This window comes from Devosia soli, assembly GCF_000970455.1.
Taxonomy (GTDB): Bacteria; Pseudomonadota; Alphaproteobacteria; order Rhizobiales; family Devosiaceae; genus Devosia; species Devosia soli.
On record NZ_LAJG01000042.1, the window covers coordinates 278,316 to 301,170 of the forward strand.

A 22,855-nucleotide genomic window follows, 5' to 3' on the forward strand; every position below is an offset into this window, starting at 1 on the left:
TCGGCGCCCGTCTGAGGGGAGCTTGCGATTGACCTCGAAAACCACGACTGGCCGGCTGCTCCGGCGTTTCTTGCGGGACGATCGCGGCGCCTTTGCGCTGATGTTCGGCGTGATGGCCATCGTGCTGATCGCGCTCGGCGGCGCCGTGGTCGACTATGTGGCGATGGAACAGGGGCGCAATCGCGCGCAGGTCGCGCTCGATGCGGCCGCGCTCGCGCTGCAACCAAAAATCTTTGAAAGCAATTTCAGCGAATCTGAAGTCCAGAACCTCGCCCAGGCCTTCCTCAGCGAGCGCATGGGCAATGACAAACTCGGCGCCAAGATCATTGCGACCAAGGGCAACCCCAATGACGGGTCGCTCTATTTCGAAGCCCATATCGATGTGCCAACGAGCTTTGTGTCGCTTGTCGGCGTCAACACCCTCAGCGCCAATGTCGAATCCAAGGCGACACGCGAAAAGCTGGCGCTCGAAGTCGTCATGGTGCTCGACAATTCCGGCTCAATGGCCAGCGAAAGCCGCATGACCAATCTGGTCGACGCGGCCAAGTGCGCAACCTATATCCTGATGTATTCCGAAGTTCAGGATAAGCCTGGCAACAGCAATACGTGCATCCCCACAGCCAGCGCTGAACTCGTCAAGAACGTGCGCGTGGGCATCGTGCCCTTCACCATGTTCGTCAATGTCGGCGCCAACAATGCCAACGCCACCTGGATGGACAAGACCGGGGCCTCCTCAACCCACTTCGACAATTTCGACAATGACGACGATGAAAGCCGTCTCGTGCTGAGCTCGGGCTCTTATACTTTCCCAACCCGGCAGAGCCTCTTTGCCGCGACGGGCCAGGCCTGGCGCGGCTGTGTCGATGCGCGGCCGCACACCAAGAGCGGCACGCTGTCGACCGAATATCTCGACACCGACGACACAACGCCCACGTCCGGAGACACGCTCTTCGTGCCACAATTTGCGCCCGATCTGCCGTCCGGGACCGGCGGGAACAACTATATCAACAATACGACGGCGATCGTGAGCTCGAGCTATCTTAACAATATTGGTTGGACCACGGCCAATGCCGACAGTCCGGCGATCTGCGACCGGCCGGCGCAGGGGGCAACCAAATGCACGATCGAAGAACAGAGAACCAAGTCAAACGGTAACTGGGGCAACCCTTACCTGACCAAGGGGGTAGTGGACACCGCGTCGCCGATCAATTTCGTCAGCAACGCCCTCTACAACAAAGCCTTCTACGGCGCGCTGCCACCGAGCTGTGCCTGCCGAAATCCAACCTATGGCAGTTGGGAATCTGTGAATGGGAGCACTTCGCAGCAGAAGCGCACCGGCACCTGCGCGAGCTTCGTTCCCTTTGGCTTGTCCACTCGTGAACTGCAGGAGCGGGTATGCAAGTATCAGCAGACGATTGGCAGTCAGGGCTTTTCGAGCGGCCCAAATGCCGATTGTACACGTACCTCGATCCTGCCGCTGACCAGCGACATCAAGAAGGTCATCGACACCATCGAGAGCATGGTGGCCGAAGGCGGCACCAATATCCATGAAGGCACGGTCTGGGGCTATCGCGTCTTGACGCCCGGCTCACCCTTTACCGAGGGCGGCAGCAGCACGGACAAATCGATCAGCAAGGTGCTGATCATCATGACCGACGGCGAGAATACCGATTACAATCTCTCGAACTATTGCAACAGCGCCATGCGGGACCTCAACGGCAAGTGCTACAACACGGCCTACGGTTTCCCATACAATTCCCAAAATACCAGCAGTGGCTCGACCAGTAGCGGCAACATCAACCGCCTGGGGCCGATGGGAACGTCGAATGCCAATCTCGTCACCCAAATGAACGAGCGCACGGCGCAGACTTGCGCCAATGCCAAGGCGGCAGGCATTCGCGTTTACACGATCGGCCTTGCGACCGATAAGGTCTCACAAAGCTCGCAAAGCGTCGTCGAGGCGATGCTCAGCGATTGTGCCAGCAATGCCGGCAACGCGCGCCTGCCCAAGAAATCGAGCGAACTTCGGGATGTGTTCGAGTCGATTGCCAACGAACTCTCCGCTCTGCGCCTTGCGATTTGACCGCTCGCGCAAAATTGCGCGAGGACCACAACAGCAACAAGATTGTCTGGGAGTGGTACCGCCTCTCCGGATTGAACGGAGGACCTCTAGATCCACAATCTAGCGCTCTAACCAACTGAGCTAAGGCGGCATATCAGCGCGCGGCACATAGGCGCCGGCCGAAAACGGGCGGAACATAGGTCGAGATCGTCACAATGACAAGCACCGATTTTGGTCCTGTGGACAGTTGTCGGAAGTCGGCCCCGACGCACAAATTCACGTGCTCGTGACCATTCCTTAGGACCTCGCGTTTAACCATGGTCGCGATTGAGCAACCGATAGGCACGCCTCAGGCTGGATTCGTTCCGAGGGGCGCGATAATAAGAACACTTAAAGAACCTTTTAAAATTGTGCTGAACTGGCACAGTGGGACAAGAGCCTGAACACGTCGACGATGAATGCCGACTGGACCACATTGCCGAACGCCCGACGGGTGCTGCAGCATGCGCAAGATGCGCGGCCGGCTTGGCTATGGTCGCAAGACGGACAGAACCTGCTCTGGTCCAATCCCGCCGCTACGCTATTTCTTGCCAAGCTCAAGAAAAGCGGTCTGAAGCTCGCGCCTCTCGCGGTGCCGCTCAAGGGGCAGGTGGCACGCACCATTCGCCTCGGCTCCCTCGGCCGCACGAGCCTAGCCCGCATCCAGTTTACCGCCGGCGACAAGCCCGCCTCGGCGACATGCGCAACGACCCCGCTGGCCTGGATCGATAACGAGCCCTGCCTTCTCATTGTCGGCGTCGACCCGATCGAAGCCGAGATCATTGCCGCCTATGAGGCCGGGCTGCGTCAGGCAGATGACATGGGAGACCGGCAGCCGACGGACGCGCTTCCGCCCGAAACAGTGAGCGCGGACATGCCGTCCGAAACTCTCGGCGAGGATGAGGCTGCTCGAGAGGCGCCCGTTGAGGAACCTCAGCCGCCTGCGCCAGATCAAACTCCGAGCAGCGATATCCGCGAGCCCTTGGCGGTCGACGCCGACCATGAACGGGAAGCCGAGGCGCCTGCCCCGGTTGCGGCCGCCATCGGTGGCGACGACAGCTATTCGCGCGAATTGCACAACTGGCAGGATGCGGATCCCGAAAGCGTTTACGGGGCGCGGGGCGAGGCAGAGAATCAGCGCATATTTGAAGACCGGCCAGCTTCGGAAACGGCCGATTGGGCGGAGCCCGAGTTGACGCTCGAAATCGCCTCACCGGCTGAAAGCGTCGAAGCCGCGCCTGCTGAAGAAGCTGAAGACCGACCGCTCTTTCGCAGCCTCAGCCAATTGGTCGATCGACTGGCGGCTGACGACAATCTTTTCAGCCCGCTCAATAGTGCCGACGATGCCATCCCTTCAGCACCAGCAGAAGAGCAGCCGGAATCCCCGCCGCAGCTTTTCAAGATCACCGGACGCGGCTTCGTCGCCTCAGTCCAACCAGCACCGGAGGTGACGGAAACAGAGGCATCACCTGTTGCCGACGACACGCTGTTTCCGCCTGGCTCGCCCGACCTGCCGCTTGCGACTGACGAGCCGGTGCCGGATCCGGACCTTGTCGAGCGCGTGTCGCGCTACAATTTCGACGAGCTTTCGCGCATTCTCAACGATCGCGTTGGCCTTGGCGATCGCAGCCAGGGGCCGACAAGCGTTCCAGCCGTGCGCCCAGCCCCCGCCGAATCCAACGGTGGATCACTGGTCAATCTCGGCGGCGAAACGCTTGTCCTCAATCGCCTTCCGCTCGGCATTCTGGTCTTCCGGGACCAGCAGATTCTTTTCGCCAATCGCGCCATCACCGAAATGGTCGGCTATGACTCCGTCGAGGCTTTGCGCCAGGCCGGGCTGGCGGCCGTTTTCCCCGCGAGCAATGGGGAACAGGATGCCGGGCCCGTCAATCATCTGGTTCAGCGCGACGGAACGCTCGTGCCGGTGACGGCGCGGTTGCAGTCGACCTCCTGGCAGGGGCGCCCCGCCCTGATGCTGTCGGCGAGCGCCACCGAAGTGCGCACCGGGCATGAAGACGCCGTTCGCGCCTTTGCCCAGACCTTTGCCGATCTTCGAGGCGATGGGTTCATCGAGGCCAGCCGTTCAGGCGTCGTCCGCCTGACCAATGCGCCGGCCAATGCCGCACTCGGCGCCGGCTCCAGCATTCTGGGCAAACCGCTTTCGGCGCTGACATCGCCCGAGGACGCAATCGCGCTTCGCGCTTTCCTCGAGCGCCCGGCGCGCTTTGCCGAAACTGAACGCCCCTCGATCATCCTGCAGTCGCAGGACAGCAAGTCCGAGATCGTGCTTTTTGCACAGGGCCAGGCAGGGGTGGTTACCGGCTACTTCGCGCTTGTGCGCCAGCGCAGCATCCCGCAGCGCCGCACGCTCGGGGCGCCCGACGCCGATCCTGCGCTTCTGGCGCGCATCAGCCGCGGCGTGCGCCGGCCGCTCAATACCATTATCGGCTTTGCCGAACTGCTGCGCGGCAAGGCCTTTGGCGACCTCGGCGATGAGCGCTATGTCGCCTATGCCGAGGATATCGCCGCAGCCGGCAATGATATCGCGGCGCTCGTCGATGAACTCGAAGATTATGCCCGGCTGCGCGAGGGCAAATACCTCGCCGAACGCGCCAGCCTCGATCTCACGGCGCTTCTAGAAACCTGCGTCCTGCGCATTCGCAACCAGGCAAATGCAGGCCGTGTCATCGTCCGCAGCGCCATTTCCGAAACCTTGCCCCGCGTCACCGCCGATCGTGCTTCGCTCACGCAGGCCGTGCTCAATCTTCTTGCCAGCGCCATCGACCAGAGCCCTGTCGGCAGCACGGTGGTGATTTCGGCCCAGCGGCTCGATGACGGCGGCATCGCCATCCATGTGCGCGACAATTCCAGCCATGCGGTGGACATGGCCGAGCGTTTCGTCGTTTTCCGCGATGGCGTCAGCAAGACGGGACAGGCGCTGGCGCCCGTTCGCTCCAGCGTTGGCCTGGCGCTGACCCGCTCGCTCCTTGCCGTCAATACCGTCTCTTTGTCGGTCGACCCGGCTGGTGAAAGCGGCGTCCTCTTCACCCTGCGCATCCCGGCAGATCTGGTCGATATGGCGCCATCAGCCTGACCGCGGCGTACGGCCCGTGCCCCACAAGGCGGCCTCTGCGGACGATCTTCCTAAGCCTATGTTACCGGGGCGAAAACTTTAGCACCTTTGGTGGGGTGTACCGGAACGCAAGTTTGCCTATACCTAGCCGGGAGGCGCGGAGCCGCGCCGACTTCTGGGAGACCGTTATGAGAGTGACCAAGTCCATTGCGCTGGCCAGTGCCGGTTTGCTTTTGGCCACCAGCCTGGCTTTCGCGCAATCCACCGAGATTCGCGTGGGCGCCCCGCTTGAGCCACCAGCCCTCGATCCGACCGCCGGCGCTGCCGAGGCCATCGACGTCGTCGTCTACCAGAACGTCTTCGAAGGCCTCACCCGCATCGACCAGGATGGCGCGGTGCAGCCGGGTCTCGCGTCCGAATGGACCATCAGCGACGATGGCCTGACATACCGCTTCACCCTCCATAACGGAGTGACCTTTCACGACGGCACCAGCTTTGATGCCGAAGACGTCAAGTTCACTTTTGATCGTATTCTCGCAGACGATAGCGTCAATGCCCAGAAGGCGCTCTACGAGGCCATCTCGGCCATTACTGTCATCGATCCGCTGACTATCGAGTTCAAGCTGTCGCGCCCCGATGGGCTCTTCCTCTTCAATATCGGCCGTGGCGACGCGGTGATCGTCGCCACGGAAAGCGCCGCCAATAACGGCACTGACCCGATCGGCACCGGCCCCTTTGCCTTCGTGCAGTGGGATCGCGGCAGCCGCGTCATTCTCGAGCAATACGGCCCATATTGGGGTGAAAAGCCTGCCCTGACCAAGGCGACCTATGTGTTCATCGGCGATACCACGACGATGACCAATGCCCTTCTCGCCGGCGACATCGACGGCACCTACAATTTTGCTGCCGAAGCGCTGCCAATTTTCCAATCCAACCCGCAATTCAAGGTTGTCGTCGGCACGACCGAGGGCGAGACGATCCTTTCGACCAACAACGCCAGGCCGCCCTTCGACAAGCTCGCCGTACGCCAGGCAATGGCGCATGCGATCGACCGCCAGGAGATCATCGATGGCGCGACTTATGGTTATGGGGTGCCGATCGGCAGCCACTTCGCGCCGCACAATCCTTATTATATCGACCTGACCAACACCTATCCCCATGACATTGAAAAGGCCAAGGCACTGCTCGCCGAAGCCGGCTATCCCGATGGCTTTTCAGCCACGCTGAAGCTGCCGCCGGTCAACTATGCGCGCGCTTCCGGGCAGATCATTGCCAGCGAATTCGCCAAGGTCGGCATCAAGCTCGAGCTGATCAATATGGAATGGGCGCAGTGGCTCGAAGATGTCTTTGCCAACAAGGACTTCGATCTCACCATCATCAGCCATGTCGAGCCCTTCGACATTGGCATCTATGCCAATCCCGATTACTACTTCGGCTACAACAACCCTGAGTTCCAGGCCCTCAACGAGACGCTCAATGCCACGACCGACGAGGCCAAGCGCAAGGAACTGGCCCAGGAAATGCAGACCATCATCGCCAAGGACGCGGTCAACGGCTATCTCTTCGAACTCGCCCAGACCGGCGTCTGGAACGCCAAGCTCGAAGGCATGTGGCAGAACGCGCCCGTCGAAGGCGTGGTGCTGCGCGACATTCATTGGGTTGAATAGCGCTTCCTCTCGTGACACCCGCAACTTAACCTCCCCCGATTTGGGGGAGGTCGGATGTGGGACCTTACGCCGATGACCCTCTACATTCTCCGCCGGGTTTTCGGTTTTATCGTCACAATCCTCATCGCTGCCATCGTCATTTTCGCGCTGCTCGACCTGCTCCCCGGCGATCCAGCGCGCTTCATCCTCGGCATCAATGCGACGCCTGAATCGGTCGCCGCCTTGCGCCTTCAGATGGGACTCGACGATCCAGCCATCCTTCGTTTCGGCAATTGGCTCTTGGGCATGCTGCGTGGCGATTTCGGCGTGTCGCAGACGCAGAAACTTCCCGTGGCAGACTTGATCGCCGCGCGCATGGCCGTCACCCTGCCCTTGACCCTCTTCGCCATGCTCGTTTCGATGCTCGTCGGCCTTCCCCTCGGGATCCTTGCCGCCATGTATCGTGGCAAGCCGCTCGATACCGTTCTAATGGTGATCGCGCAGGCCGGCGTCGCAGTGCCGAATTTCTGGTTCGGCATGTTGCTGACGCTGCTTTTTGCCGTCACGCTGCGCTGGCTGCCGCCTGGTGGGTTTACGCCTTGGGATGAGGACGCCGCAGCATCCCTCCGCGGCCTTGTCCTGCCGAGCCTCGCACTCGCCTTGCCGCAGGCGGCGATCCTGGCTCGAGTGATGCGCACGGCCCTCGTGGATGTTTCGACGCAGGATTTTATCCGCACCGCTCGCGCCAAAGGCATGACCTTCGGGGAGGCCATGTGGCGTCATGGCGTGCGCAATGCGCTTCTGCCCGTCTTGACGATTCTTGGGCTGCAATTTGCCTTTCTGATCGCCGGCACGATTATCGTCGAAAACGTCTTCTACCTGCCCGGCCTGGGCAAGTTAATCTACACTGCCATCATGGAGCGCGATCTCGTCCTCGTGCGCAGCGCTACGATCATCCTTGTCCTGGTTGTCAGCTTCACCATGCTCGTCGTTGATCTTGCCTATGGGCTTGTCGATCCACGCCTGAGGCAGCGCAGCGCATGAACGCACAGCTTTTCCGCGCCCATCCCGGCTTGGCTATCGGTCTTGCGCTAACAGTTATTTTTGCCCTCCTGGCGCTGCTTTCCGTCGTCTGGACGCCGTTTCCCATTGCCGAAATATCTGTTGCGAGACGCTTTGCGACGCCCGGACCTGACCATTGGCTCGGGACCGACCAGCTCGGTCGCGACATGCTTTCGCTGATCATGTTCGGCACGCGGACGAGTTTCACCGTGGGTGCCATCGCTGTACTGATCGGCGCCGGCGTCGGCGTACCACTCGGCCTCGCGGCAGCCATTTATGGTGGGCAGGTCGAATGGCTCGTGCTGCGCTTTTCCGATCTCGCTTTCGCCTTTCCGGCTGTGGTCATCGCCATCCTGATCGCCGCGCTCATGGGGCCAGGCGCGGGCAATGCGATCATCGCCATCGGCATCTTCAATATTCCGGTCTTTGCGCAGGTGGCGCGGGGCGGCGCCATCGCACTTTCAACGCTCGACTTCATCGCGGCGGCCAGGCTGGCAGGCTTGAGCAAACCCGGAATTGCCATGCGGCATCTGCTGCCCAACATCACGAGTCTCATCATCGTCCAGGGAACGATCCAGCTTTCGCTCGGCATCCTTGCAGAAGCGGGGCTTTCCTATATCGGCCTCGGCACGCAGCCGCCGGAAACGAGCCTTGGTCTCATGCTGCGGGACGCACAAAGCCTCTTTCTTATCCATCCTTGGCTCAGCGTCGCGCCGGGCTTGGCCATCGTTCTCATCGTCATCGCGCTCAACATTGCCGGTGATGGCCTTCGCGACGCGCTCGATCCGCGCCTCCGCCGCCCTGGACTTGCCAATGTCGCTGGTTGATATTGCCGACCTCACCATTCGCTTCGTCGAGAAAGCGGCCCTGTCCGGGCTCTCACTCAGCATCGACGCGGGCGACCGCTTCGGCATTATCGGAGAAAGCGGTTCGGGGAAGTCCCTGACTGCCTTGGCAATAGCCGGCCTTTTGCCCGACAATGCCGAGGTTTCGGGCAGCATCTCGTTCGATGGCGCCCCCCTGCCCGCTGACGAAAAAGTCATGGCACGGCTGCGCGGCCAGAAAATCGGCATGGTGTTTCAGGAACCGATGACCGCGCTCAACCCGCTCATGCGGGTCGGCGATCAGATTGCCGAGGCGATCGCCCTCGCCCATGCAGCGAAACAGAGTACCGTGGGCAGCCTTTTGAGCGAAGTCGGACTGGAAGGGCGACACGCGGAACGCTTTCCGCATCAACTGTCGGGCGGACAACGCCAGCGCGTTATGATCGCCATGGCGCTGGCCAGCGCCCCCGACCTGATGATTGCTGATGAACCGACCTCGGCGCTCGATGTCATCACCCAGCGTATCGTGCTCGACCTTATCCGCGACATTTGCGAACGCCGGCAAATGACGCTGATCTTCATCAGCCATGATATGCGCGCGGTTGCGGCATTGTGCGATAAGGTTGCCGTCATGCGCGCTGGAACGCTCATCGAAGTGGGCCCCGTCGCGACCGTCCTCGCGGACCCGCAACACGCCTATACGCAAAAGCTCGTAGCTGCGACACGAATGGTGCCGCGCCAGGGCGAACCGCACATTGCCGGCAAGGCGCTGCTTTCCGTCGAACGCGTCACGCGGGCTTTTGCGCAGGGTGGTTTCTGGCGCGCGCGCCGACAAGCGCTCCTCGCGGTCGACGATGTCAGCCTGACAATTTCCAGCGGCGAATGTCTGGCGCTTGTTGGCCCATCTGGATGTGGCAAGACGACGATGGCACGGATGATCGTCGGGCTCGACATGGCAAGCTCGGGCGTGATGCAGCTCGAGGACACGCGCTATCGCGGCACCGACCTGCCTTCGTCGCGCCGAGCGGATATCTCGCTAGTTTTTCAGGACCCCTTCGGCAGTTTCGATCCGCGCCTGACTGTCGCGCAATCGCTTGGCGAACCGTTGCGCCTTGTGCCGGGCGTCACCCCAATGGACCGGCAACTCCGCATCGCGGAGGCGATAGAATCCGTCGGGCTTGATCGCGCGATGCTGGTGCGCTACCCGCACGAATTTTCCGGTGGTCAACGCCAGCGCCTCGCCATTGCCCGGGCGCTGGTGACGCGGCCAAAGCTCGTCGTACTCGATGAACCGGTTTCGGCGCTCGATGTCTCGGTGCGCGGCGACGTGCTCGATCTCCTTGCGCGCCTCCAAAGCCAGTTCGGGCTCACCTACCTCATCATCAGCCACGACCTCGACATGGTTGCGGCCATGGCGGATCGCGTGCTTGTCATGGAAGCCGGCAGAATCGTTGAAGAAGGCGCTCCCGCGGCGCTTTTCGCAGCGCCCCAGCATCGTTTGACCAAGGCGTTGATCGCCGCGCGCCTGCCCAATATCGGCGCCTAGCCGCCAAGCCCGAGCTTATTCCGCAAGGCGTCGATCCGGCGCGAGGCTTCTGCCTTGCTGAGCTCATCGTCGAATTCCTCCGGCTCATGCGCCTGCTCGGACAGCGTCTTCAAGTAAGACGCCTGCGCATCGGTCATCGGGTCATCGCCAGTAGTCCATTCGTTCGGATCTTTTTCAAGATTGGAATGCGGACCCGGATCGACTTTTGAATTTGTGGACATGAGAGAACTCCTGTTTGTTCTCTTAATGTTCACACCACCCAATCCGTTCCCTCAACGGGTGTTGTGCAGCAGACCTTGGAACGAGCGGTAGCTTGCCTTCGGCGTGCGCTTCTGGGTCTGATAGTCGACGTGAACGAGGCCAAAGCGCTTGTCATAGCCCTCCGCCCATTCGTAATTGTCGAGCAGCGACCAGGCGAAATAGCCGCGGACATCGGCCCCGGCCGCACGGGCAGCAAGCACCGCCCTGAGATGCTCGTCGTAATATTTTACACGGCGCGGGTCATCGTCGCCCTCGACCTCGGCCATGCCGTTTTCGGTCACGTAGAGCGGGATCTTTGTGTATTCGTTGGAGACACGCACCAAGAGATCCGAAAGGCCCTTGTGGTAGATTTCCCAGCCGATATCGGTGAGTTCAAGATTGCCCTTGACCTGTTCGACTGGACGGCTCGGATCACTCGAAGCCTTGTAAAGTCCGCGGGTATAGTAGTTGATCCCGAGCCAATCGAGCGGGCGGGAAACGACGTCCATATCATCTTGGTAATTGGCCGGCAGGTAGGGCGCGAGCCATTCGGTCAATTCGCTCGGATATTGGCCCTTGAGCACGCCGCCGAGATACCAGCGATTAAAGACCGCATCGCCGAAATTGCACGCGGCCTGGTCGGCTTCACTGTCGGTGGCCGGCTCGGACTTTTCGAGGTTGAGCACGATACCGAGATTTTTGGTGCTCGTCGCGCGCAGCGCATCGATAGCGGTGCCATGGGCAAAAAGCACATGATGCATGGCGCGGGCCGCGGCGCGCATATCGCGATAACCGGGCGCGTGGATGCCGAGATAATGGCTGAGAAAAGCAACGCACCAGGGCTCGTTGATCGTCGCCGTGGCAGCAAGGCGATCGCCGAATCTTTCGCCGACGAGCGTTGCGTAATCCGCGAACCAGCTGGCAATGTCGCGATTCATCCAGCCGCCGCGGTCCTGCAGCGTCGAAGGCAGATCCCAGTGATAGAGCGTTGCGTATGGCTTGAGCCCGCGCTCGAGCATGCCATCTATCAGGCGATCATAGAAATCAAGGCCAGCCTGATTGACAGCGCCCGTGCCTTCCGGCATCAGGCGCGGCCAGGCGAAGGAAAACCGATAGGCATCAAAACCACCATCCCGGATAAGATCGAGATCCTGCGGCCAAAGCTCATAGTGATTGCAGGCATCGCGGCCGGTATCGCCATTTTTCACATTGCCGGGCGTCGCAGAGAAGGTGTCCCAGATCGACTGACCGCGACCATCGCGCTGTCCACCTTCGATCTGATAGGCCGCCGTCGCCACGCCAAAGGTAAAGTCAGGACCAAAGTCCTTCCGATCGATCGAGAACATAGCCCCTCCGCTCAGGCCTGCCGCCTGTATCAGAGTTCGGATATCCGGTTCGGAAATGCCATGCAATCGATTTCATCACCGATTTCGAGTGCTGCGACACCACAATGGCTGGGCGTCGCTGGAGCATGGGTCGATTGATGTAAAGAAAGGGAACGCTGACGACCGCGCCGCGCTCAAAGCTCGGCCTAGGCTCGGCGGTCGGCGTCGCTGTCCCACTCGGTGAAAACGCCGAATGGGTCGTCTGCTGTCTCGACATTGGCGCGTGTCATGATGACCCGTCCATTTTCGATCGCATAGGCAATCTCATCGCCTTCACTCAGCTTCAGCGCTTAACGCACCGATTGCGGTATGGTCGTTTGAGCCTTGCTCGTCAGTTTGCTGGTGATCATCGTGCACCTCTGAAGGCAATGTAAGGAATTTCCCTACCCCTGCCAAACTAGGCGACTTTGATCAGCAAGGTCCGCGCGATCTGGCGATAGATACCAGCCTCCGTTCCCTCCGGTTCGGCAACGAGAGGCGGCATGCCGTCGTCTGAATATTCACGGATGGACATGACCAGAGGGACCGCGCCGAGGAAGGGAATTTCGAGGCGCGCGGCGGCCCGTTCGGCGCCACCAGTTCCAAAAATATCGTAGCGGTTGCCGGTATCTGGGGCGATGAAATAGCTCATGTTTTCAATGAGGCCGAGGATCGGCACGGACATGCGGCGGAGCATGTCGATGGCCTTTTGAGCGTCGATCAGCGCGAGGTCCTGCGGGGTCGAGACGATGACGACGCCATCGACGATCGTCTGCTGGAAAAGGCCGATATGGATGTCGCCCGTGCCGGGCGGTAGGTCGATGACGAGGACGTCTAGATCGCCCCAATCGGTTTCACGGAGGAGTTGCCGGAGGCCGGACGTGGCCATGGGACCGCGCCAGACGACGGCCTGGCCCGGCACGAGCATCGAGCCGATCGACATGACTTTCAGGCCAAAGGCTTCGTGTGGCTGAAAAATGCCATCGTCGCGCAGAGCCGTGCGGCCTTCGATGCCGAGCAGCTTGGGGACCGAGGGGCCGTAGAGATCGGCGTCGAGCATGCCGACCTTGAGGCCTTCGGCGGCGAGCGAAAGCGCGAGATTGACCGAGGTGGTAGATTTGCCAACGCCACCCTTGCCCGAGCCGACGGCGATGATGCGACGTACGCCTTTAACGCGCGTCTTGCCCTGTGGCTGGGGCGAGCCGTGAGAAAATTTCGGCGTGTTCTGCTTCTCCGAGGTAATAGACACCATCAGCTTGCGTTCGCCGGACAGATCTTTCGCAGCGGCGATCGCAGCCTCACGGACCGGACCGAAGGCGGCTTCCATGCCCGGCTGGACGGCGACGGCGAAGGCAACGGCGCTCGGGGTGACGATGATTTCGGAGAGGCCGGAATAGCTGGCGAGATCACCGCCGCCGGGAACGTCCACATTGGCAAGGGCAGCCTTAATCTGGGCGGCGAGTTCGGTATCGGCCATCTTGGCTCCCAAAAGAAAAGACCTCCCCCAGGCGGTGCGCGGGCGAGGTCGTGAAGCGCAGCCGCGGAAAATAGCCGCGGCCTATCAATGAATTACGTCGCCCTTAGAGGATCGACTGGCCGGTGCCGGCCCAATCCTTAAGGAAGCCTTCAATGCCCGCATTGGTAAGCGGGTGGTTGGCGAGCTTCTTGATCACGTCTGGCGGGATGGTCGCCACGTCGGCGCCGACGAGGGCGACCTGGGTCACGTGGTTGGGCGAGCGGATCGAAGCGGCGAGAATCTGCGTCTCGAACTGATAATTGTCGTAGATGGTGCGGATGTCTTCGATCAGTTCGACGCCATCGAGGTTGATGTCATCGAGGCGGCCGAGGAAGGGCGAGATGTAGGTCGCGCCGGCCTTGGCAGCGAGCAGCGCCTGGTTGGCCGAGAAGCAGAGCGTGACGTTGGTCTTGATGCCCTTGTCCTTGAAATACTTGGTTGCTTTCAAGCCATTGAGCGTGAGCGGAAGCTTGACGACGACGTTGGAGGCGATCTTGGCCAAGTGTTCGCCTTCGGCGACCATGCCATCGAATTCAAGACTGGCGACTTCGGCGGAGACCGGATCGGACGTGATGCCGCAGATTTCCTTGATGACTTCCTTGAAGTCGCGGCCGGACTTGGCGATCAGCGACGGGTTGGTGGTGACACCGTTGATCAGCCCTGCCTCATTGAGTTCCTTGATCGCGGCGGTATCTGCAGTGTCGACGAAGAACTTCATCGTTCCCTCCTAAAAAGCGTTTATGTCCCGGCCAGTTAGCCGGATGCTAGTCCATGGCGGCGCTGAGCCGCAAGCATTGTGCTCAGCGAACGGCGCCAAGGAAGGCATCCGCCAGATCACCGACGCGATCTTCCGGGATGCCAGCGACATTGATGCGACTATCACCAGTCATATAGACACCGTTTCCGGCTTTTAAATGTTCTACGGCGTCATTGCTGAGCCCGAGCAGAGAAAACATCCCGCGGTGGTCGGCAACGAAGTCGAAGTCGGTAGAGTTCGAGCGTTCGCGGATTGCATCCGCGAGTTTTTTCCTCAATGAAATCATACGGTTACGCATTACCGCCAGTTCCGATTCCCACTCTGCGCGCAAGGATGCGTCCTCGAGAATGGTGCGGATAATTTCCGCGCCATGATCGGGCGGCTGCGAATAGGCGCCGCGGATAATGTTGAGAAGCTGGGAATTTGTGACCTCAGCTTCCTCGGCGTTGCGGGCAACGAGGATGGCGGCCCCGACACGCTCGCGATAAAGCCCGAAATTCTTCGAGCCAGAGAATGCTACCAGAGCTTCGGGGACCGTGGATAGAATCTTGCGCGTTCCATAGGCATCGGCCTCGATGCCGTCGCCGAAACCAAGGTACGCGAGATCGACGAACGGCAACGCGCCGGTGCGCTTGAGGCTGTCGGCGACCTGATCCCACTGGCTGTCGGTGAGGTTAGCGCCGGTCGGGTTGTGGCAGCAGCCATGCAACAGAACGACGTCGCCGGCGCTCAATTTATCAAGCGCGGCAAGCATTTCGTCGAATTTAACGCCGCGGGTCGCCGCGTCGAAATAGGGATAAGTCGCGACCTTAAGGCCCGAATTGATGGCGATCGGGTTGTGGTTGGCCCAGGTCGGGTCGGACACATAAACCCTGGCCCCGGGACGGGCGCGGTTGATGAGCTGCATCAGGACCCAGAGCGAGCCAGTGCCACCGGGAGCCTGGGCAATGCGGACGCGAGAGCGGTCGACGCTGTCGGCAAGGACAAGGTCCAGCACCGCGGTGCCAAAGCCCTTGTTGCCGGCGATCCCGAGATAAGTCTTTGTTTTTTCGTTCGAAAGGATCTTCTCTTCGGCTTTGCGCACGGCGGTCATGACCGGGGTCACGCCTTTTTCGTCCTTATAGACACCGACGCCGAGGTCGATCTTGGTGGGACGGGAGTCGGCCGCATATTCGCCCATCAGCGCAAGAATCTTGTCGCCGGGGGCCTTGGAGAGGGTTTCGAACATTTTTGGAAGTCCGGTGGGAAAGCGCCGCCTTTATAGGCGGAATGGGGATTTTTGCAATCTTTCGCGACTAGCGCTTTATGCCTAAGCGCTCAAGCTCGGCGATTAATTGCGGAATGATTTCAAAGAGATCGCCGATCAGCGCGACATCGGCAATCTTCACGAGAGGCGATTCGGGATCGGTGTTGATGGCGAAAATCTTCTTGGCGCCCTGGATGCCGGCGAGGTGCTGCAGCGCGCCAGAAATGCCGATGGCGATATAGAGATCGGGCGCGATGATCTTGCCGGTCTGGCCGATCTGCCAATCGTTGGGGGCGTAGCCGGCGTCGACCGCTGCACGGGTGGCGCCGACAGCGGCACCGAGGGTTTTTCCCAGCTTTTCAATGAGTTGGAAGCCTTCGGCAGAGCCAACCGAGACGCCGCCGCCGATGACGATCTGGGCGGTGGCGAGATCGGGCGTGTCGCTATCAGTGCGATGCGCGGCGAGAAAGCGGGCGGCGGAAGTAACTGAAAGGTCTAGCGTTTCTATCGGCGCATCGTTGCCGGAAGCGGCGGGGCGGAAAGCCGAGGCGCGGAAAGTGAGGAGATGTGTGGCCTGCCGGTCCTCGACGGTTTCGAGAGCATTTCCAGCGTAGATGGGGCGCGTGAAGCGGTTGGGGCCGAGGATTTCGACAATGTCAGTGACCGGCTGGATATCGAGCTTGGCGGCAAGACGCGGGATGACATCCTTCCCCACCGAAGACGCACTTGCGGTAACATTACGATACCGTTGAGCGAGGTTCTCGAGGGAATTGGTTATGGTTTCGGCAGTCTCGGGGGCGGTGACAGTGATCACTTGGTGAACGCCGGCGATTTTTGCCGCTTCGGCAGCGATCGGAGCGGGATTTTCGGCGACGACGAGAATGTCGACCGCGCCCAGTTCGCTAGCAGCGGCGACGAGGCGGGCGGTTGCGGGCGAGAGGGCGCCGTTGTCGTGATCGGCAAGCAGGAGAACCGACATCAGAGCGCTTCCATCTCGTTGACTTCACCGGCGATGGCGTTTGCGAAGTCGGCAACCGAGGCGACGGTCTTGCCGGCAACGCGTTCGGAAGGGGGGGATATCTTTTCTACCGTCAGGCGCGGGGCGAGATCGACACCGAATTCGGCGGCGGGACGGACGGTCAGCGGCTTTGAGCGAGCCTTCATCACCATGGGCAGTGCGGCATTGCGCGGGGTGTTGAGGCGGAGGTCGGCGGTGACGACGGCGGGAAGCGGCACAGCAATAGTTTCGCGACCGTAGTCGACTTCGCGGGTGACTTCCAATTCGGCGCCCTTGACGACGATTTCGGAGGCAAAAGTCGCTTGCGGGCGGTTGCTCAGGGCGGCGAGCATCTGGCCGACATGGTTGCTGTCGTCGTCAACGGCCTGCTTACCGAGGAGCACGAGGTCGGGCTGTTCTTCGGCGACGACTTTGGCGAGGAGCTTGGCGATGGTTAGGGTTTCGAGCGCCGCGTCGGTCTCGACAAGAATGCCGCGATGGGCGCCCATGGCGAGGGCGGTGAGGATGACGTCGTTCGATTGCTTAGGGCCGATCGAGACGACGACGATTTCGCTGACATCGCCTTTTTCCGCCAGCTGCACTGCGGCTTCCACCGCGTGCTTGCAGAAGGGGTTCATCGACATGCGGACGCCTGATGTTTCGACACCAGTGCCATCGGGACGGACGCGGATGCGAACATTGTGGTCGACCACGCGCTTGACGGCGACGAGGATTTTCATGAGCGGCTCCGAAGTTGCCGGTTCAATGACAAAAAGGGGCGACAGGGGCAAGGCGCGGATGGGGAAATTCGGTTCGGAAGCGGAGCGAATGTTAGAAAGGGGTGCCTAACCAAGGACATCGTCGCCACCGTGCTTGTACCGATGGCCCAAGCAGGGGCAAGCTGGATTGCCGGGACAAGCCCGGCCATGACGGGTAACTAGAGACCGACGCAAGACGGGTTGGGCCAAAATCTATGTGCAAGCATTGACGCCATGGCTTGGGGCAGAGACACTGTCGCATCCCTGATTTATCCGGACGTCTTATGCCTATCCTCAACCGCATTGCCGAATTTCATGACGAGATCACCGCCTGGCGGAGGGATCTGCATGCGCATCCGGAAGTGCTGTTCGATGTGCATCGGACGGCGGGGATCGTGGCGGAAAAGCTCAAGGCGTTCGGGGTCGATGAGATCGTTACCGGGCTCGGGCGCACGGGGGTCGTCGGGATCATCAACGGCCGAACCAATACGAGCGGCAGGACCATTGGGCTGCGCGCCGACATGGATGCGCTGACGGTGACCGAGCAGACCGGCGCCGCCTATGCCTCGACTATTCCGGGCAAGATGCATGCATGCGGGCACGATGGGCATACGGCGATGCTGCTGGGCGCCGCGAAATATCTGGCAGAAACGCGGAATTTTGACGGGCGCGTCGCGGTGATCTTCCAGCCGGCCGAAGAGGGCGGCGGGGGCGGCAAGGTGATGATCGAGGACGGGCTGATCGAAAAATTCGACATTGCCGAAGTCTATGGCATGCACAATTGGCCGGGCATGCCGGTCGGCCACTTTGGCATTCGCGCCGGCGGCATCATGGCAGCCACCGATCGCTTCTACATCACCATTACCGGCCAGGGCGGGCATGCGGCGCGGCCGCAGCAGACGATCGATCCGATCATCGTTGCGGCACAATTGGTGACGGCGCTGCAGACGATCGTTTCGCGCAATCTCGATCCGCTCGACAATGCCGTCTTGAGCGTGACGATGATCGAGGCCGGCGAAGCCGACAATGTGATTTCCCAGACCGCCAAGATCACCGGCACGGTGCGCACACTCGATGGCGCAGTGCAGGACTTTATCGAGGCTCGGCTCAATGAAATGGTGCCGCAGCTCGCGCTGGCTTTTGGCGCGACGGCGGAAATCCGCTACGCGCGCGGCTATCCGGTGACGGTCAATTCGGAGCGTGAGGCGAGTTTTGCGGCCGATGTCGCGGCGGAAATCTCGGGCGAAGAGCGGGTGGACCGCGATGTTGCGCCATCGATGGGCGGGGAGGATTTTTCCTTCATGCTCAACGAGCGGCCGGGGGCCTATATTTTCGTCGGGAATGGGGAATCCTCGGAATTGCATACGGATACGTATGATTTCAATGACGAGGCGATTCCGGTGGGGACGAGCTATTGGGTGCGGTTGGCGGAGCGGGCGCTGAAGGCCGGATGATGGAGCGAGCACTTTAGCTCGCGTTTGTTGCCCATCCCTCCCATCCTCCCGATTGAGGGGGAGGTGTCGGGTCGAGTTTTGGGGCACGATCTTGCCAGTCTCACAGGTTGGCAGCTCCCCCTTGATGGGGAGGTTGACAGGAGGTGATGGCGCGCTCCGGCCTCCGGGCCACTTCTCGCTACGGGTCCTTCGCCCTAGAGCGCCAGAATAAACAACCACCCCGAAATCGTCAGCGCAGACAGCACCGTGGCGATGAGGATCGTGTTGGTGGCAACGCTGACGCCGCGATCGTAGTAGGTGGCGAAGACATAGATGTTCACGCCCGCCGGCATGGCGGAGAGCAAAATGCCGTAGCGGGCGATGTCCATGGGGACGTGCAAAACCCAGATCATCAGCACATAGGCGATGGCGGGGTGAACGATCAGTTTGATCAGAGAAGCGACAAGCGCCTGCTTCCAGTTTTCCGAGAGCTTGAATTCAACCAGCGCCCCGCCGATGCCGAAGAGGGCGGCGGGGACGACGGCCTGGCTCATCATAACGAAGAAGGCTTCGGCCGGTTCGATGAGCTTGATTTCAAGGATCGAGCCGATGATCCCCGCGGCGATGCCCCAGATCAGCGGATTAGAGACGACACGGCGGACGGCGACGATCAGCGTCTTGCCCAAGGGTTGGCCATCGCGGCGCACCAGCTCCATGGTGATCATGCCAAGGGTCAGGAGGATCGCGCCATGAAGGCCGATGATCGACAGAGTGACCGGCAGGGCCTCGTTGCCATAGGCGCGGGTGAGGATCGGCAGGCCGACCAGAACCGTATTGGTAAAAGTGCCGGAAAAGCCGACGGCAACGCTTTCGCCTGGGCGGTTGTCAAAACCGCGTCGGGCAATAAGGATGCCGAGGCCGAAGCAGACGAAGGCGCCGAGATAAAACGGCCCGATGATCGAGAGGTTGAAGGCCGAGCGGAAGTCGCTCGTGGAAATCGAATGGTAGAGCAGGCAGGGCGTCGCAAAATTGTTCACGAAAGCGATCAGGCTTTTGACGCCTTCGGCCGGATAGAGCCGGCGGAGAACCGCGACATAGCCGAGGGCCATGAGCGCAAAGATCGGCAGAATGACGAAGACGATGTCGAGCATGGATTTGGCCTGTCCTGGCCCGAAGGATGTGCGAGGCCTACGCTGGCTGCGCCATGCGGTCAACCGAGAACTAGTATGGAAGTTTTACTTGGCGTAACGAACCAATTCTGGTTCTAAAACGAAAGCAAATGCATTATAAGCGAAAGCCGATGCAGGAGATGGGCCATGAGTGACGCAATGCTGGATCTGTTCGTTATCGGCGGCGGCATCAATGGCGCGAGCGTGGCGCGCGACGCGGTCGGGCGCGGCTATTCCGTCGGCCTTGCGGAAATGAACGACTTCGCCTCTGGCACGAGCTCGGCAGCGACCAAGCTAATCCATGGCGGGCTACGCTATCTCGAGCATTATGAATTCCGGCTTGTCCATGAAGCTCTGGCCGAGCGCGAAATCCTCTGGGCCGCGGCGCCGCATATCATCTGGCCGCTGCGCTTCGTCTTGCCGCATCATAAGGGGTTGCGCCCCGCCTTCGTGCTGCGCACGGGCCTTGCCATGTACGACTATATGGGTGGGCGCAAGCTCCTGCCGCCGACCAAGACGCTCGACCTGACGCGAGACGCGACGGGCAAGCCGCTCAAGCCCGGCTATCGGCTCGGCTTTGAATATTCAGACTGCTGGGTCGACGATGCGCGGTTCGTCGTGCTCAACGTGCGAGACGCGGCCGATCGCGGCGCAAAAATCTTTGCGCGCACCAGAGTGACGAGCGCACGGCGCGAGAACGGCGCCTGGACCATTACGCTCGATGGCGAAGACGGCATCGAGACGGTGCGCGCGAAAATGATCGTCAATGCGGCGGGGCCGTGGGTCGATAGCGTCATCAATGGCGTGATGGGCAAGAATGGCGCGCACAATGTGCGGCTGGTCCAAGGCAGCCATATCGTCGTCAAAAAACTCTATGACCACGACCGCTGCTATATCTTCCAGAATGCCGATGGCCGGATCATCTTCGCAATTCCCTATCAGGACGATTTCACCCTGATCGGCACGACGGACCGCGACTACAAGGGCGATCCGAAGGACGTCAAAATCTCGCCGGAAGAAACGAACTACCTCCTGAGCGCGGCGAGCGAATATTTTGCCAAGCCCGTCACCAAGGACCAGATCGTCTGGACCTATTCGGGCGTGCGGCCGCTGTTCGACGATGGCGCGAGCGAAGCACAGGAAGCGACGCGCGATTATGTACTAAAGACCGAGGGCGATAAGGCGACAGGCGCGGTGGTCAATGTGTTCGGCGGAAAGCTGACGACCTCGCGGCGCCTTGCAGAATCGGTGCTTGAAAAGATCGAAGACGTTTTGGGGGCGAAAAAGCCGGCCTGGACCAAGGTCAGCACCCTGCCCGGCGGCGATTTCGGACCGATGAGTTTTGACGCGGAAGTGCGGCGGCTCGGGCTCGACTATCCGGACTTGCCCGGCACGCTCCTCAAGCGCCTGATGCGGCTTTATGGCACCAAGGCACGGGTGCTGCTTGGCGAGCGCAAGACGATTCCCGCGCTGGGCCAGCATTTTGGTGCTGACCTTTATGCGGCGGAGGTCGACTATCTCAAGGCTCATGAATGGGCGCGGACGGCAGAGGACGTACTCTGGCGGCGGACCAAGCTCGGGCTTAGGATCAACGCCGAAGAAAGCACGCGCCTCGAACAGTATCTTTCTGCCTGAGGGGAGCGCTCGCAGCTTTGTGCAGCGGTGAGCGAGGGCTTTATTGCGGAAAAGTGGTAGCCACTTTCGCCCAATACGGTCTAATGACGCGATCATGAATCAGTCACCCGTCGAAACCGCGCTGAGCCGCGCCATGATCCGCTGGTCGCTGACCAAGTCGACGCCGGTTGCCGAAACACCGCGCAGCGCGATCTTTCGCGTCGAGCAGAATGGCCGCAACTTCGCGGCGCTCAAGATCATCAAGCCCATCGCCGCCAAGGAAGAGGGTTGCGGGGCGCGGCTGTTGCAATGGTATGAAGGCAATGGCGCGGCCACCGTCTTCGACATGCATGGCGATACCGTCTTCATGGAATGGCTCGATGGCGGACCGCTCGGCGATCCAGTACGCGCGGGCAAGGATGACGAGGGCACGATCGCCATCGCGACCGTCGTTGCCGGGCTCCATCGCTCGCGGCCGGATGCGCCGGAGGGGCTGGAAGACCTGCGCGACCGGTTCCAGACGCTGTTCGATGCGGACGTGCGCACCTGGCCCCACACGGCGCGGGATCTTTATGCGCGGGCCAGCGGCATTGCGCTCAAGCTGTTCGACCGGCCGAGCGCGCGCATCCCGCTTCACGGCGATCTCCATCACGACAACATCCTCTCTTCCGACCGCGGCTGGCTCGCGATCGATCCAAAGGGCGTTCTCGGCGATCCGGCCTATGATGTGGCCAATGTGTTCATCAATCCCGAGCGCGGCGAAAAGATCGCCTCCGATCCCCGGCGCATTGCGGCGCGAGCCGATATCCTGTCGCAGCGGCTCGGCTATAATCGCAAGCGCATCCTGGGCTGGGCCGCGGCGCATGCGGCGCTCTCGGCCTGCTGGGACCTCGAGGATGGAAAGGCCATCATCGGGCAACTGGCCTGCCTGCCGCATCTGCTCAGCGCCTATGACCTTGCCTGATCGCACCGGAAATCCTGCCATGACGATTTATTCGCGACGCGCCATTCTTGGCCTCGGGGCCGCCTCGCTGCTCGCTGCCTGTTCGGCGACCATTCCACCGCTGCCCGCATCCACTTCGGACCGGCCGGAGAGCCTGACACGGGACGAAATCCTTGCGGCGATCAATGCCACGCGAAAGGCCAATGGCGCGCCGGCCTGGACCTATAATCCGCGGCTCGAGGCCGCCGCGCTATCGCAGGCGCGGCTGATGGCGCGAAAAGACACGCTGAGCCACGACCTCGGCGTAACACTGCGCCAGCGCGTAACGGAAGCGGGCTATCTCGGGGCGGTCGGGGAGAATGTCGCCAAGGGCTATAAGACCCTGCCGACGGTGATCGAAGGCTGGCTTGCAAGTCAGGGGCACCGGAATACGCTTTTGTCGCCGAAATTCACCGAGTTCGGCTTGGCCGTGGCACGGACCGGTTCGGGCAAGCTTTATTGGGCGATGATCGCCGGCGGCAGTTTCGACGCCTGGCGGGTCTGAGCAAGCCACAAGGCCCGCGCTG

18 protein-coding genes and 1 tRNA gene are annotated in these 22,855 nt (G+C 61.1%); 10 read left to right on the plus strand and 9 right to left on the minus strand.

Going from position 1 to position 22,855, the window contains the following annotated elements; genetic code table 11:
• The first annotated feature begins 28 nt into the window (after positions 1–28).
• Positions 29–2,083, plus strand: a complete 2,055-nt coding sequence (locus VW35_RS17860) for a TadE/TadG family type IV pilus assembly protein (protein ID WP_046144419.1) — start codon at positions 29–31, stop codon at positions 2,081–2,083.
• Positions 2,084–2,136: 53 nt separating this feature from the next.
• Here VW35_RS17860 and VW35_RS17865 read toward each other — a convergent pair.
• Positions 2,137–2,213: transfer RNA gene (locus VW35_RS17865), tRNA-His, on the minus strand.
• Between the two features lie 303 nt (positions 2,214–2,516).
• Between VW35_RS17865 and VW35_RS17870 the strand changes: the two genes are divergently transcribed.
• The 5 genes from VW35_RS17870 (at position 2,517) to VW35_RS17890 (ending at position 10,252) form a co-directional block, all read left to right on the plus strand.
• Positions 2,517–5,195, plus strand: coding sequence for a sensor histidine kinase (locus tag VW35_RS17870; RefSeq protein WP_083982994.1), 2,679 nt, complete (start codon positions 2,517–2,519; stop codon positions 5,193–5,195).
• Positions 5,196–5,362: 167 nt separating this feature from the next.
• Complete coding sequence (locus VW35_RS17875; RefSeq protein ID WP_046144421.1) at positions 5,363–6,841, plus strand: ABC transporter substrate-binding protein; 1,479 nt, start codon at positions 5,363–5,365, stop codon at positions 6,839–6,841.
• A gap of 72 nt (positions 6,842–6,913) precedes the next feature.
• Positions 6,914–7,864 carry an ABC transporter permease gene (locus VW35_RS17880; RefSeq protein WP_046144573.1) on the plus strand — a complete coding sequence of 317 codons (951 nt, stop codon included), beginning with the start codon at positions 6,914–6,916 and terminating at the stop codon, positions 7,862–7,864.
• On the plus strand, positions 7,861–8,709 hold the full coding sequence (locus tag VW35_RS17885) for an ABC transporter permease (RefSeq protein ID WP_046144422.1): 849 nt from the start codon (positions 7,861–7,863) through the stop codon (positions 8,707–8,709). The genes VW35_RS17880 and VW35_RS17885 overlap by 4 nt, the downstream gene beginning before the upstream one ends.
• Positions 8,696–10,252, plus strand: a complete 1,557-nt coding sequence (locus tag VW35_RS17890; RefSeq protein ID WP_046144574.1) for a dipeptide ABC transporter ATP-binding protein — start codon at positions 8,696–8,698, stop codon at positions 10,250–10,252. The genes VW35_RS17885 and VW35_RS17890 overlap by 14 nt, the downstream gene beginning before the upstream one ends.
• Here VW35_RS17890 and VW35_RS17895 read toward each other — a convergent pair.
• From VW35_RS17895 to VW35_RS17925, 7 genes are all read right to left on the minus strand, one after another.
• Complete coding sequence (locus VW35_RS17895; protein WP_046144423.1) at positions 10,249–10,473, minus strand: DUF3072 domain-containing protein; 225 nt, start codon at positions 10,471–10,473, stop codon at positions 10,249–10,251. The genes VW35_RS17890 and VW35_RS17895 overlap by 4 nt on opposite strands.
• Before the next feature lie 51 nt (positions 10,474–10,524).
• Positions 10,525–11,838, minus strand: coding sequence for a GH1 family beta-glucosidase (locus VW35_RS17900; RefSeq protein ID WP_046144424.1), 1,314 nt, complete (start codon positions 11,836–11,838; stop codon positions 10,525–10,527).
• A 436-nt stretch (positions 11,839–12,274) separates the two neighbouring features.
• Entirely contained in the window at positions 12,275–13,333 is a 1,059-nt protein-coding gene (locus VW35_RS17905) for an Mrp/NBP35 family ATP-binding protein (RefSeq protein ID WP_046144425.1), read from the minus strand.
• A gap of 103 nt (positions 13,334–13,436) precedes the next feature.
• On the minus strand, positions 13,437–14,090 hold the full coding sequence (fsa, locus tag VW35_RS17910) for a fructose-6-phosphate aldolase (protein ID WP_046144426.1): 654 nt from the start codon (positions 14,088–14,090) through the stop codon (positions 13,437–13,439).
• An 82-nt stretch (positions 14,091–14,172) separates the two neighbouring features.
• Positions 14,173–15,357, minus strand: a complete 1,185-nt coding sequence (locus tag VW35_RS17915; protein WP_046144427.1) for an amino acid aminotransferase — start codon at positions 15,355–15,357, stop codon at positions 14,173–14,175.
• Between the two features lie 67 nt (positions 15,358–15,424).
• Entirely contained in the window at positions 15,425–16,354 is a 930-nt protein-coding gene (locus VW35_RS17920) for an electron transfer flavoprotein subunit alpha/FixB family protein (protein ID WP_046144428.1), read from the minus strand.
• Complete coding sequence (locus VW35_RS17925; RefSeq protein WP_046144575.1) at positions 16,354–17,112, minus strand: electron transfer flavoprotein subunit beta/FixA family protein; 759 nt, start codon at positions 17,110–17,112, stop codon at positions 16,354–16,356. Before VW35_RS17925 ends, VW35_RS17920 begins: the two co-directional genes overlap by 1 nt.
• Positions 17,113–17,414: 302 nt before the next feature.
• Here VW35_RS17925 and VW35_RS17930 point away from each other — a divergent pair, with 302 nt between their 5' ends.
• Positions 17,415–18,584, plus strand: a complete 1,170-nt coding sequence (locus VW35_RS17930) for a M20 aminoacylase family protein (RefSeq protein ID WP_046144429.1) — start codon at positions 17,415–17,417, stop codon at positions 18,582–18,584.
• Positions 18,585–18,778: 194 nt separating this feature from the next.
• Here VW35_RS17930 and VW35_RS17935 read toward each other — a convergent pair whose 3' ends face one another.
• Positions 18,779–19,714: an AEC family transporter gene (locus VW35_RS17935; RefSeq protein ID WP_046144430.1), complete on the minus strand. Its 936-nt coding sequence runs from the start codon at positions 19,712–19,714 to the stop codon at positions 18,779–18,781.
• Between the two features lie 165 nt (positions 19,715–19,879).
• Here VW35_RS17935 and glpD point away from each other — a divergent pair, with 165 nt between their 5' ends.
• From glpD to VW35_RS17950, 3 genes are all read left to right on the plus strand, one after another.
• Positions 19,880–21,367: a glycerol-3-phosphate dehydrogenase gene (gene glpD / locus VW35_RS17940; RefSeq protein ID WP_046144431.1), complete on the plus strand. Its 1,488-nt coding sequence runs from the start codon at positions 19,880–19,882 to the stop codon at positions 21,365–21,367.
• A gap of 94 nt (positions 21,368–21,461) precedes the next feature.
• On the plus strand, positions 21,462–22,310 hold the full coding sequence (locus tag VW35_RS17945; RefSeq protein WP_052951849.1) for an aminoglycoside phosphotransferase family protein: 849 nt from the start codon (positions 21,462–21,464) through the stop codon (positions 22,308–22,310).
• A 19-nt stretch (positions 22,311–22,329) separates the two neighbouring features.
• A complete protein-coding gene (locus VW35_RS17950; RefSeq protein ID WP_161796942.1) occupies positions 22,330–22,833 on the plus strand; it encodes a CAP domain-containing protein in 504 nt (167 codons plus the stop codon).
• The last annotated feature ends 22 nt before the right edge of the window (positions 22,834–22,855 follow it).

Bases quoted from the DNA above. Each gene is read 5' to 3' on its own strand.
- glpD (WP_046144431.1), top strand. From the start codon at position 19,880: ATGAGTGACGCAATGCTGGATCTGTTCGTTATCGGCGGCGGCATCAAT.
- VW35_RS17950 (WP_161796942.1), top strand. From the start codon at position 22,330: ATGACGATTTATTCGCGACGCGCCATTCTTGGCCTCGGGGCCGCCTCG.
- VW35_RS17915 (WP_046144427.1), bottom strand. From the start codon at position 15,357: ATGTTCGAAACCCTCTCCAAGGCCCCCGGCGACAAGATTCTTGCGCTG.
- VW35_RS17925 (WP_046144575.1), bottom strand. From the start codon at position 17,112: ATGAAAATCCTCGTCGCCGTCAAGCGCGTGGTCGACCACAATGTTCGC.
- VW35_RS17935 (WP_046144430.1), bottom strand. From the start codon at position 19,714: ATGCTCGACATCGTCTTCGTCATTCTGCCGATCTTTGCGCTCATGGCC.
- VW35_RS17875 (WP_046144421.1), top strand. From the start codon at position 5,363: ATGAGAGTGACCAAGTCCATTGCGCTGGCCAGTGCCGGTTTGCTTTTG.
- VW35_RS17930 (WP_046144429.1), top strand. From the start codon at position 17,415: ATGCCTATCCTCAACCGCATTGCCGAATTTCATGACGAGATCACCGCC.
- VW35_RS17900 (WP_046144424.1), bottom strand. From the start codon at position 11,838: ATGTTCTCGATCGATCGGAAGGACTTTGGTCCTGACTTTACCTTTGGC.
- VW35_RS17890 (WP_046144574.1), top strand. From the start codon at position 8,696: ATGTCGCTGGTTGATATTGCCGACCTCACCATTCGCTTCGTCGAGAAA.
- fsa (WP_046144426.1), bottom strand. From the start codon at position 14,090: ATGAAGTTCTTCGTCGACACTGCAGATACCGCCGCGATCAAGGAACTC.
- VW35_RS17880 (WP_046144573.1), top strand. From the start codon at position 6,914: ATGACCCTCTACATTCTCCGCCGGGTTTTCGGTTTTATCGTCACAATC.
- VW35_RS17945 (WP_052951849.1), top strand. From the start codon at position 21,462: ATGAATCAGTCACCCGTCGAAACCGCGCTGAGCCGCGCCATGATCCGC.
- VW35_RS17885 (WP_046144422.1), top strand. From the start codon at position 7,861: ATGAACGCACAGCTTTTCCGCGCCCATCCCGGCTTGGCTATCGGTCTT.
- VW35_RS17905 (WP_046144425.1), bottom strand. From the start codon at position 13,333: ATGGCCGATACCGAACTCGCCGCCCAGATTAAGGCTGCCCTTGCCAAT.
- VW35_RS17920 (WP_046144428.1), bottom strand. From the start codon at position 16,354: ATGTCGGTTCTCCTGCTTGCCGATCACGACAACGGCGCCCTCTCGCCC.
- VW35_RS17895 (WP_046144423.1), bottom strand. From the start codon at position 10,473: ATGTCCACAAATTCAAAAGTCGATCCGGGTCCGCATTCCAATCTTGAA.
- VW35_RS17870 (WP_083982994.1), top strand. From the start codon at position 2,517: ATGAATGCCGACTGGACCACATTGCCGAACGCCCGACGGGTGCTGCAG.